This window comes from Candidatus Pseudoscillospira sp. SGI.172 (assembly GCF_050313575.1).
Classification (GTDB): Bacteria; Bacillota; Clostridia; order Oscillospirales; family Oscillospiraceae; genus Vermiculatibacterium.
Map to the genome: position 1 here is coordinate 40,096 of NZ_JBNPLQ010000022.1, position 11,063 is coordinate 51,158.

The 11,063-nt window shown below is 62.1% G+C and carries 8 protein-coding genes; 3 read left to right on the forward strand and 5 right to left on the reverse strand.

The features are described from left to right. Window positions 1-60: 60 nt before the first annotated feature. Complete coding sequence (locus ACQRD3_RS09445; RefSeq protein WP_158082916.1) at window positions 61-678, forward strand: 5-formyltetrahydrofolate cyclo-ligase; 618 nt, start codon at window positions 61-63, stop codon at window positions 676-678. Window positions 679-985: 307 nt separating this feature from the next. Here ACQRD3_RS09445 and ACQRD3_RS09450 read toward each other — a convergent pair whose 3' ends face one another. From ACQRD3_RS09450 to ACQRD3_RS09460, 3 genes are read right to left on the reverse strand one after another with little or no spacing between them, the layout of a single operon-like run. Then, entirely contained in the window at window positions 986-1,216 is a 231-nt protein-coding gene (locus ACQRD3_RS09450; RefSeq protein ID WP_427781164.1) for a hypothetical protein, read from the reverse strand. A gap of 30 nt (window positions 1,217-1,246) precedes the next feature. Next, the gene (locus tag ACQRD3_RS09455) at window positions 1,247-2,593 is read right to left on the reverse strand and encodes a sensor histidine kinase (RefSeq protein WP_427781166.1); all 1,347 of its coding nucleotides are present in this window, start codon (window positions 2,591-2,593) and stop codon (window positions 1,247-1,249) included. Further along, window positions 2,577-3,296, reverse strand: a complete 720-nt coding sequence (locus ACQRD3_RS09460; protein WP_198933226.1) for a response regulator transcription factor — start codon at window positions 3,294-3,296, stop codon at window positions 2,577-2,579. The genes ACQRD3_RS09455 and ACQRD3_RS09460 overlap by 17 nt, the downstream gene beginning before the upstream one ends. Before the next feature lie 197 nt (window positions 3,297-3,493). Here ACQRD3_RS09460 and ACQRD3_RS09465 point away from each other — a divergent pair, with 197 nt between their 5' ends. Together ACQRD3_RS09465 and ACQRD3_RS09470 are read left to right on the forward strand one after the other, a co-directional pair. Beyond that, on the forward strand, window positions 3,494-5,707 hold the full coding sequence (locus ACQRD3_RS09465) for an MMPL family transporter (protein WP_080906944.1): 2,214 nt from the start codon (window positions 3,494-3,496) through the stop codon (window positions 5,705-5,707). Window positions 5,708-5,722: 15 nt separating this feature from the next. Then, window positions 5,723-8,170 (forward strand): hypothetical protein, encoded by a 2,448-nt coding sequence (locus ACQRD3_RS09470; protein ID WP_427781169.1) that lies wholly within the window; start codon window positions 5,723-5,725, stop codon window positions 8,168-8,170. A gap of 65 nt (window positions 8,171-8,235) precedes the next feature. Here ACQRD3_RS09470 and ACQRD3_RS09475 read toward each other — a convergent pair whose 3' ends face one another. Beyond that, entirely contained in the window at window positions 8,236-10,116 is a 1,881-nt protein-coding gene (locus ACQRD3_RS09475; protein WP_427781171.1) for an FtsX-like permease family protein, read from the reverse strand. Beyond that, window positions 10,106-10,873 carry an ABC transporter ATP-binding protein gene (locus ACQRD3_RS09480; protein WP_080906941.1) on the reverse strand — a complete coding sequence of 256 codons (768 nt, stop codon included), beginning with the start codon at window positions 10,871-10,873 and terminating at the stop codon, window positions 10,106-10,108. The genes ACQRD3_RS09475 and ACQRD3_RS09480 overlap by 11 nt, the downstream gene beginning before the upstream one ends. Between the last annotated feature and the right edge of the window lie 190 nt (window positions 10,874-11,063).

Below are 11,063 nucleotides of genomic sequence, written 5' to 3' on the forward strand. Positions count from 1 at the left end.
GTCTCAGGACGCGGCGTGTGCTTCTCTTCCTTCCTCATCTTTTTGAAAGGAGCATCCACCATGCTTACAGCCCCCTCCCTCACCTTTGGCTCCCCCTCCTATCGAAGCTGGCTGCGCCGGGAAAAGATCCGGGCCAGAGACCGGCTTGCCCCGGGCCTCCGGGAGGCCCTCTCCCGAGCGGTGGTGAGCCGGATCCTGGCCTCCCCGGAGTTCCGGCGGGCAGAGACTGTGCTCCTTTACCGGGCCGTCCGGGGGGAAGTCCGGCTGAATTCCCTGGAGGCCGCACCGGAGGCCGCCGGAAAACGCCTGGTCTACCCCCGCTGCACCGGCCCAGGCCGGCTGACCGCCTTTTTGCCCGCGGGACCGGATCCCTGGATGTCAGGTCCCTTCGGCATCCAGGAACCCGTACCGGAACAGTCAACGCCGATCCCTCCGGACGAACTGGATCTGGTGCTGTGTCCCTGCACAGTTTTTGACGCAGACTGCGGACGCATGGGAATGGGGGGCGGCTTCTATGACCGATACCTGCCCCGGTGCGGACAGGCCCGGATCGCCTCCGTGGCCTTTGAAGTGCAAAAGGTCCCCCGGGTGCCCGCCGCCGGGTGGGATCGGCCCACCGACCTGGTCTTTACCGAAGGAGCAGTCTATCAAAACCCTTTCGGGTACGGCAGATCCTAAGCTTTCTCGGCAATCAAGATATCAATCAGGCATTTATGATATCAGCAAGCCGGCATCCCAGGAGAAGCACTCGAAGCAGCGGGCAGGGCCGGCAGAGTCTTTTGGGGCTGGATGGACGATATGCCCCCACCTTTGCGGAAGGGCGATAAAAGTCCGCTTCGGCAAGGCGCCCAGATGGCTGAGCACCCCCGGCCGGGGTGGATTTTGCAGGCAGCTTTTTTCATCCTGCCCCCGGGGCCGGAATCCGTCGACCCCCGTTTTTCATCCTGGACAGCCGCGGCAAAATAGGATGGGCCCATGTTGTGCTTTAGCCATCAAAAACGCCTTGATCGGCACAGATTTGCAAGTGTGAAAAGGGAGCGGGCGATGTAAAACCCCTGTCCCCTGCCAACCGGCGTCCCATCGCGTGACATATCGGACGAATGAAGCGCAAAAAAGAACGGGCAAGAAGCTGTTGGCTTCTTGCCTGTTCTTTTTTGCGGCCTTGTTTGCCGGCCGTCCAGTTTGGTTTTTTCCGGCCTTCCCGACCGGCGTTCAATAAAGGAGGCACATTCTTTGTTCTTTCCGCTCACAGATCTACGATGGGAAGGCTCATCCGGATGACCAGGCCCCCATCCGGGGCGTTGTCCGCCAGGATGCCCCCCCCGTGGGCCTTGGCAATGCTCTTGCAGATGGACAGCCCCAGCCCCGAGACCTTCCGCCCCTGATCCGAGGTGTAGAGGGGTTCGAAGATCTGCCGGAGCAGCTCGGGAGGCACTCCCTTTCCGTTGTCCCGGAAAAGGAACACCGCCTGCTCCTCCTCCCTCCGGCAGGTGAGGGAGAGCTCCAGCCGCTCCGCTCCGGCGTGCTGAAAGGCGTTGCTGATGAGGTTGCCGAAGAGCCTTCGCATGTGCTCCCAGTTGCAGATGAGCTGGGCGTCGGGGCAGAGACACTCCACCGGGAACTCCACCCCCGCGTCGGCCAGCTCGTCGGCGTACTCCGCCCGCAGCCGCCGGCAAAGCTCCCCCGCCGTGGTCAGCACCATGGGGGCCCGATCCCGGAGTCCGGCGTCCAGATACTCGTCAAACTCGTCCACCACCGCCTTGATCCGGAGGGCCTTCTCATAGACCAGTTCCAGATACCGCCGTTTCTTCTCCTCGGCCAGCTCCGCGCTTCGCAGCCGCTCCGAGTAGCCCAGCACTGAGGTGAGGGGCGTCTTGATATCGTGGGAGATGGAAGCGATGAGCCGGTGCTCCGCCTTTTCCTTGCAGTCCAGCACCCCTGCCAGATCGGCAAAGGCGTTCTGGAGCTTGCCCACCTCGTCCATGCGCTGACTGCGCTCGGGCTGCTCCCCCTTCTCGTAATAGCGGCGCATGGTCTGCCGCAGCCGGACGATGGGGGACACCAGCACCAGATACATCACCAGTGCCACCACGACAAACATCCCCAGGTTGATGGCGCACAGGCCGGTGAGGGCCTTGCTGCGCAGAGACTGGGTGATCTCACTGCGCTGGAGGGCCTGACTCCACACGGTCAGTCTGGCTGTCTGCCCCCTCGACAGGGTCACCTCCACAGTGCCTGAGGAGGCCAGCATCTGCGGCGCGCCGTCGGGGATACGCTCATATATGATATTTCCCCCGTTGTCCCGCACCACGCAGGCCAGGCCCCGCCGGGACAGGTAGTCCTCCATGGCCGATGCCTCTGCGCCGCAGCCCTCCAAAAACGCCCCCGCCTGGCGGGCCTCCTCCGCTGCCTGATCCAGCACCTCGTCATAGGTGCTGTCCGCAAAGTCCCCCAGGTAGGCGAGGAAACCTCCCCACAGGGCAAAGCAGCTCACTGCAGCCAAGGCCACCAGCGCCAGGATCATCTTCCGGGTCAGGTGACTGCCCAGCCAGCCCACCCCCGGAAAACGCCGGGACTCATTTGTCTGCGCCATTTCCATCCTCCTCGGCAAAACCGCTCCGGGTCACGAAGCGGTAGCCCGAACCCCACACCGTCTTGATGTAGCGCCAGTCGGGATCCAGCTTGTTCCGCAAATTCTTGATGTTGATGGCCACCGTGCTCACATCACCGTAGTCGGTGCGCCACACATCCCGGAAAATGCGGTCCCGGGAGAGGGTCTGTCCCGCGTGCTCCATGAGGTAAGCCAAAAGCTGAAGTTCCCGGGTGGAGAGGGACACCGGGACCCCCGCCTTTGTCACCGTCATCTGCCCCGGATCCAGCCGGATCTCTCCGATCTCCAGCACGCCTCCCGCCGGGGTGTCCGTCCGGAGCCGGGACTGCCGCCGGAGGTGTGCCTGGACCCGGGCGGCCAGCTCCTCCAGGGCGAAGGGCTTGGTGAGGTAGTCGTCCGCCCCCAGATCCAGGCCCTTGACGATGTCCTCCACCGTGTCCTTGGCACTCAGAAACAGAATGGGGCACTCCACCCGCCCCCGGATGCGGCGGCAGACCTCCAGTCCGCCGATGCCCTTCATCATGATGTCCAGCAGAATGAGGTCGAAGGACTTCCCCTCCAAAATGGCCAGGGCCTCCTCCCCGGAGCGGGCCGTAGTCACGTCGAGGCCCTTCTCCTCCAGCACGTCGGAGACCAGCAGCAGGATGGACACATCGTCGTCCACCAGCAAAAGTGTTCCCTCCATGATCGGCACCTCCCTTTTTTTATGATGATAGCACACTTTGACCTGTCATACCATGAAGAATGATGAAAAATAGTTCCGGCCTGTCCATTTATTAAGAATTATGAGAGTTGGCCCGGTTTGATTGACTTTCTTCCCTCCGGACAGCTAAGATAGGCGGGAAATGAAAGACCGGAAATCCTGTTTGGAAGGTGACAGCCTTGCTGGAAAAAATCGCCCGGGGTCTGACCCGGAAACCCAAGCTGGTGGTGTTCATTGCCGTCCTGCTCCTCATTCCAAGCCTCATAGGGACAGCCGCCACCCGCATCAACTACGACATCCTGACCTATCTGCCCCCCGACCTGGACTCCTCCAAGGGCGAGGCCCTGCTGGAAGAGCCCTTCCACATGGCGGCCACCACTATGCTCATCGTGGAGGATATGCCGCCCGAGTACACCAATCAGCTCCGCCGGGACATTGAACAGGTCCCCGGCGTCAGCAGCGCCGTGTGGGTGTCCTCCCTGGTGGGCATCCAGATCCCCCAAGAGATGATCCCCGAGGATCTGCGGGAGACCTTCTTCTCGGGCAACTCCACCATGATGATCGTCCAGTACGACATGCCCGGCGCCTCGGAGCAGACCATGCAGGCCATCTCCCAGGTGCGCAGCCTCTGCAACCAGCGCTGCTTCCTGGCCGGGTTCTCCGTCCTCATCAAGGACACCAAGGACCTGGTGGATCAGGAGCTGCCCATCTACATCCTGCTGGCCGTGGTGCTCTCCTTTCTCGCCATGTCCCTCACCATGGACTCCTGGCTCCTCCCCCTGGCTTTCCTCATGAGCATCGGTCTGGCCATTCTCTACAACTTCGGCACCAATCTTTTTCTGGGCCAGATCTCCTACATCACAAAGGCCATCGCCGCCGTGCTCCAACTGGGCGTGACCATGGACTACTCCATCTTCCTCTACCACCGCTATGAGGAAGAGCGGGCCAACTACGACGACAACCGGGATGCTATGGCCAAGGCCATTGTGGCTGCCTTCACCTCTCTGTCGGGCAGCTCCCTGACCACCATCGCCGGCTTCCTGGCCCTGTGCGCCATGCGGCTGCTGCTGGGCAAGGACATCGGCATCGTCATGGCCAAGGGCGTGGTGCTGGGCGTGGCCACCGTGGTGCTGGTCCTCCCCGCCATCCTGCTGGTGCTGGACAAGGGCATCCGCAAATACCACCACAGAACGCTCAATCTGGACTTCGACCGGGTCAACCGCTTTATGGTCCGCCATCGCAAGGCCTTCGTGGCCCTCTTCCTGGTACTCTTCCTCCCGGCGGTATACGCCCAGAACCATGCCGCCGTCTACTACAAGCTGGATGAGGCCCTGCCCCAGGATCTGCCCTCCATCGTGGCCACCAACAAACTGAAAAACGACTACGACATGGCCTCCTCCCACTTCATCGTCTTTCGGGACGATCTGAGCCACAACGCCCTGAAGAAAATGGAGAAAGAGGTGGACGCCGTACCCGGCGTCACCTCCGTGCTGGCCTACGACAAGCTCATGAGCGCCGCCGTACCGGATTTCTTTGTCCCCCAGGAGCTCAAGGATCTGTGCAAAAAGGACGGCCTCCAGCTCATGATGGTCAACTCAGCCTATCCCGCCGCCTCCGATGAGGTGGCCCAGCAGCTGGACGCCATCGACGGCATCGTCAAGGCACTGGATCCGAATGCCTACATCACCGGCGAAGCGGCCCTCACCAAGGACCTCATCTCCACCGCCGCCGTGGACTTCAAGATGACCAACTACATCTCGGTGGCCGCTATCTTCCTCATCGTGGCCATCCTCTTCCAGTCCATCTCGGTGCCGCTGCTGCTGGTGGCCGCCATCGAGCTGGCCATCTTCATCAACCAGGGCGTGTCCTACTTCACCGGTACAGCCGTGCCCTTCGTGGCACCCACCATCATCGGCTGCGTCCAGCTGGGCGCCACCGTAGACTATGCCATCCTTATGACCACCCGTTTCCGGGAAGAAATCCAGAAAGGCCGGGACCGGAAGGAGGCCATCCATGTGGCGGCCACAGCCTCCGACAACTCCATCCTCACCAGCGCTCTGGTGCTCTTCTGCGCCACCCTGGGCGTGGGCACCGTCTCCAAGATCGAGATCATCAGCAGCCTGTGCCTGATGCTGGCCCGGGGCGCCATCATCTCCGCCGTGGTGAGCGTGTTCATCCTCCCCTCCCTGCTGGCGGTCTGCGAGCCCGTCATTGCCCGCACCAGCCGCTGGTGGCGGACGCCCAAGCCCCTGAAGGTCTCTCAGGTTCGGAAGGCCCTGGCGGCCAAGGCCGCCAGGAACGCCGCCCAGACCGAGGCGCTGCCGGAAGCGCCCGCCGGTCAGCCTGCGCCGGAAGCCCCCGAAAAAGAACCCGCCGCCGCAGAAAAACACTGAAAGGAGTCCGTAAGGATGAAACACAACACCAAACGGGTCTTGGCGCTGACCCTCACCGCCGCGCTGAGCGCCGCTCTTCTCTCCCCCGCCGCTTTGGCTGCGGACGCAGCCCTCACCCCCTCTTTTGACGAGTCCTACTATGCCACCCTGAATTACTACGGCGGACTGATGGACTCCAGTGTGGTCAAGAGCTTCCAGACCCGGGGCCAGAGCAAGCTCACCGACTACGGCGTCTACGACGCCATCATCAACCTCACCGATGACCGCACCCCCACCGTCTCCGACGGGGCGGTCACCTTCGACCTGGGAGAGGACGCCCCCAGCCGCTTCTACTTTGAGGGCAAGACCGAGCAGCCCTTCCGGGAACTGCCCTGGACCATCACCGTCTCCTATCAGCTCAACGGGGCTCCCGCCCTGGCAGAGGATCTGGCAGGCAAGACCGGGCTGGTGGAAATCGACCTGGACGTGGTGCCCAACCCCGCCGCCTCCGAGTACAGCCGGAACAACCTGGTGCTCACCGCCGCTACCGCCTTCAACGACGACGACATCCTCTCCCTGGAGGCCCCGGGGGCCCAGGTCCAGCTGCTGGGCAACCTGCGGGCAGTGCTCTTCGCGGTTCTCCCCGGAGAGGAGCAGCATTTTGCCATCCGGGTGGGCAGCGACAGCTTTACCTTCCCCGGTCTGGTCCTTCTGGCCGTCCCCGCCACCCTCCAGCAGCTGGATCAGGTGGCCGACCTCCGGGAAGCCAAGGAAAAGGTGGAGGACTCCTACGACGCCATCAACGCCAGCCTGGACGTGATCCTGAACTCTTTGGACGGCATGAGCGGAAGCCTCAACGCCACCGCCAACGGCCTGGATCAGCTCAACAGTGCCCGGGGGACCATCTCCGCAGGCAAAGATCCGGTCTATGACAAGGCCGAGCTGGCCATCTCCGATCTGGACGGCCTGGCCGGAGCTCTGGGCAGCATGGATACCTATCTGGACACCGCCTCCCAGGCGCTCACCGACTCCACCGCCACCCTCAATCAGCTCAACGGCTCGGTTCAGTCCCTGAAGCCGGAGCTGGAGAAGCTCCGCGGCACCATCGCCGACCTCCAGAAGGACACCAAGGCTCTGAGCCAGCTTCTCACCGACGTGGAGAGCTACAACAAAAAGGCCACCGCCATCGCTACCAGTCTGGCAAACGGAATGGACGATCTGGACGACAATATGAACGATCTCAGAGTGCGTCTGGATCTGCTGGAAACAGCGCTGAACAATACAAAGGGTGTCTCCAAACTCGACAAGATTGAGATCGGAGGCATGACTTCCTCTTCGGAGATCAAAGGAAAAGTGGCCGAAGTGGAGGCATACCACGCTCAGTACCAAGGGTATTTGGCCCAAAATAATTTAACCCCCGATCAGCTCTCCTTTGAAAACTTCCTGATTGCCGCCTCTTACAAAAAGTATGCGGAGGCCGTCGTGGCCGCAGGCGGTACGCCAGTCTCTCAGGCGGAGTTCCTGCAGACCGCCCAGGGGCAGGAGGCCGCCGCCACCGCCAAAGGCGCCGCGCAGCTCTATGACACCGTCCACTCCATGAGCTCCGATGAGCTCCAGGAGCAGCTCAAGCTGCTGGATACCGCCAACACCAGCGTGATCCCGGCCGCCAACGCCAAGATCACCGAGATCAACACACTCATCTCCAACCTCACCGGCCCCACCGCCAACCTGGTCAGGAGCCTCTCAGATCTGTGTGAAACGATAGGCGACAGCGGCATGACCGACGATCTCACTTCTCTGGCCCAGCTCTGCCGGGATCTGCTGAAAACCATGAAAGCCCACGAGGGAGATGGTTCCGCCCTCCTCGGCCACCTGGACGACCTCGGTTCTCTGGCAAGCCGGGTCAGCCAAACCGCGCAGGACTCACTGGACCAACTGGATTCTCTCAACGGGATCCTCAACACCTATGAGCCCCAGCTCCAGCAGGCCCTCGGCGACGGCAAAATCCTGTCCGGTTCGGCCCAGTCCACCCTCCACGACACGGGCAGCGCCCTTTCCTCCGCCGAGGCCCTGATCCGCCAGAGCGGTCAGGGACTGGACAGCGGCACCCGTCAGACCCTCTCCGGCCTGTCCGACGCCCTGCGCCGCTCCACTACCGGGCTGAGCCAGACCGGCACCATCCGCGCTTCCAAAGACACCATCACCAACCTCATCGACGACGAGTGGGACACTCACACCGGAGGAGATAACAATCTTCTCCTCATGGATCCCGGGGCCGCGCCCCTGTCCATGACCGATTCCCGCAACCCCTCCCCCCACAGCATCCAGTACATCATGCGCACCCAGGAGATCAAGATCCCCGACGACGAACCTGAGGCGTCCGCCACCCGGGCAAAGACGGACAACGGCACCTTTTTCAGCCGGGTAGGCGACCTGTTCAAAGGCCTCTGGAACGACTTTATCGGTCTCTTCAAAAAAGATTAAATACCAAAGCCGCCCGGAGCCATTAAGGCCCCGGGCGGCTTTTATTCTTTTTCCGGCGTCATTTTTTACCGGAACGGCCTTGATCCGCTCTCCCGTCCCCCCGCTTCCCGCACCGCCCGCCAGGCTCCCAGGCAGGTGGCGGCAAAATAACCTCCATAGACGACCAGCAGGAACAGTGCGGTGACGGCGCTGGAACGGACGGAATCCACCTTGCCCACCTGAGCGATCACGGCGTTGGCGGCTGTCATTCCCACCGCCGCATGGACAATCCCAAGGACCAGCGGAAGAAGAAAGGCCAGCGCCACCTGGGCGGTCAGCGCCCGCCGGCGCATCTTTTCCGGAGCGCCCAGCCGGGAGAGAAGCTGATAGCGGACAGCATTGTCGGACGCCTGGGAAAGCTGCTGAAGCGCCAGCACCGCCGCCGCTGTCAGCAGGAAGGTCAGTCCCAGGTAGAGGCCCATATAAAGGGTCAGGAGCTTGTTGCCCATGAGGTCGTAGTAGGTATCCAGACGGTAGTTTCCCTGGATGTCCAGCCCCCGCCCAAAACCGCCGCGCTCCAACGCCTCCCGAACGGCGGCATCCACCCGGGCGGTATCGCCCCGATAGTTGATGTTCACCATCTGCCTCCTGGGCTCCAGAGCGGCGGTCATGGCGTTGGGCACCACGATCACCCCCTGTGCGGCGGGGCCGTTGACCAGGGGATACTCCGTTTTCGCTGGGAGATCCCCCTCCTCCATCTCAGGCAGACTGCGGCCCGCCATCTCGGCGTTGTAATCGCTCAGGGAGACAGCGGCGTAGGCCGACTCCTCTCCCACGCCGGTCACAGCGGGGTCATTATAATAGACCGTAACACTCTCCATACGATCAAAAGCCGTGTCCGGGTCGATCCCCGCCCCGCGGAAAAGCGCCGCCAGATCGGCCCGCTCGTAGACCGCGCCCCGCCCGTAATTGAGCACGGTGAGATCATAAGGGGCGTCCTCTCCCACTGCACCGGAGATGGTGTCGTTGAGCCCCGCCGAGCAGGCGGTGACCCCGATGGCCAGGAGCAGAAGCAGACACACCGCCGTATTGGACAGGCAGTTTGTGTGTACCTTGCCGCTCCACTGCCGGAGGACAAACATGTTCAGGCCCCGATAATATCCGGCGTGCCCTCGGGTCAGCCGCAGAAGAAAACCGGAAAGAGAGCGAAACAAAAGAAAGGTCCCCGCCGTACCCAGGGCCAGCATGAGAAAGAAGATCCCATCCACCCGGAGCAGTCCCCGGGTGAGCAGCAGGGCGTAGGCCGTTCCCAGCAGGGTACAGCCCAGAATAAAGAGGAAAACGGACTCCCACAGGGGCCGCCTGGCCTGCTCCTCGTTCTTCCTTTCGCCCCGAATGAGGTCGATCAGCCGGGAGCGGGAGACCGACAGGCCCGTGAGAAGCATTACCAGTAAAAAGATCCCCCCGAAGTAGAGGACGGTCTTTCCCACTGCGGGCAGCGACAGGCGGAAAGCGGCCAGACTGTCCGGCACCGCCAAAAACATGGACAGGGTGAGACGGTCCAGGGCCCAGGAGCCAAGCATCCCCAAGGCGATCCCCGACGCCAGCGCGGCCAGTCCAATCAGCAGGGTCTCCCCTACCAGCAGCCGGGCCACCGCTCCCTGCGGCATCCCCAGCAGGTAATAGGTTCCAAGCTCCCGCTTGCGGCGGCGGATGAGAAAGCGGTCGGCGTAGAGGATCAGTCCTGCCAGCACGGCTGCCACGAAAACGGAAAATACTTCTACCAGCCGAAAAATCGCCTCCACCGTCCCGCTCCCCCTGCCGGCCCGCAGAAACTCCATGGCGCTCTGGCTGTCCAGGGCGTTGAACACATAAAAAAGGCATACCCCAAAGGTGAGGGTCAGAAAGTAGACGGCGTAGTCCCGAAGGCTCCGCCGCACGTTTCGAAGGGCCAATTTACAAAACATCGGTCCCGTCACCTCCCAGCTCACTCACCACCGACAGGATTTCCCGGAAAAAGCCCCGCCGGTCCTCCCCCTCCCGGCAGAGCTCCCGATAGAGCTCTCCATCCCGCAGGAAGAGAATCCGTCTGCACCAGGAAGCGGCAAAGGCGTCATGCGTCACCATTAAGATGGTGGCTTCCCGCTCCCGGTTGAGGGCAGAAAGCTGCTCCAACAGCAGGCGGGCCGATTTGGAGTCCAGCGCTCCGGTGGGCTCATCAGCCAGAATGAGCGCCGGGGCGGTCACCATCGCCCGGGCCGCAGCCACCCGCTGCTGCTGACCGCCGGACATCTGATAAGGAAATTGCTCCAGTGCCTCCTCCACCCCCAGGAGCGCGGCCGCCTGTCGGGCCCGGGGCTCCACTTCCCGCGCGGGCACACCTCCAATGGTCAGCGCCAGCGCAATATTTTCCAGTCCGGTGAGGGTATCCAACAAGTTGCAGTCCTGAAAGATAAATCCCAGCCGCTCCCGGCGAAACCGGGCCAGCTCTTTTCCCCGCAGGGTGCCAAGCTCTTTTCCCTCCACAAGGACCCGCCCGGAGGAAGGTGCATCAATGGTGGAAATGCAGTTGAGAAGGGTGGTCTTACCACTCCCGGAAGGACCCATGACCCCCACAAATTCTCCGGGCAGGACGGAGAGATCCAGCCCGCGGAGCGCGTGGGTGCGGCTGTCTCCCCTGCCATAGGTCTTGGTCAGTTGTTCTACAGTCAAAATGGCTTTCATGTTCCGGCCCGCCTTTCTTTTGGATGGACACACCGCCCCCCATCGTGAGGACGGCTTTGTAATTCCTCAAGTCCAAGTATACCAGTGATGCATGTAGGCTTTCTTTCGCGGGCATGAAGAAAACATAAAGGTTTTTGGTTTGTACCACGCAGAGAAATGGAATTTAAGCAAAAAGGCGGCCCCCTGACCG

Excerpts from the sequence above, each read along its gene's own strand:
- ACQRD3_RS09480 (WP_080906941.1), bottom strand. The coding sequence starts at position 10,873 with ATGAAAGCCATTTTGACTGTAGAACAACTGACCAAGACCTATGGCAGG.
- ACQRD3_RS09475 (WP_427781171.1), bottom strand. The coding sequence starts at position 10,116 with ATGTTTTGTAAATTGGCCCTTCGAAACGTGCGGCGGAGCCTTCGGGAC.
- ACQRD3_RS09445 (WP_158082916.1), top strand. The coding sequence starts at position 61 with ATGCTTACAGCCCCCTCCCTCACCTTTGGCTCCCCCTCCTATCGAAGC.
- ACQRD3_RS09470 (WP_427781169.1), top strand. The coding sequence starts at position 5,723 with ATGAAACACAACACCAAACGGGTCTTGGCGCTGACCCTCACCGCCGCG.
- ACQRD3_RS09455 (WP_427781166.1), bottom strand. The coding sequence starts at position 2,593 with ATGGCGCAGACAAATGAGTCCCGGCGTTTTCCGGGGGTGGGCTGGCTG.
- ACQRD3_RS09460 (WP_198933226.1), bottom strand. The coding sequence starts at position 3,296 with ATGGAGGGAACACTTTTGCTGGTGGACGACGATGTGTCCATCCTGCTG.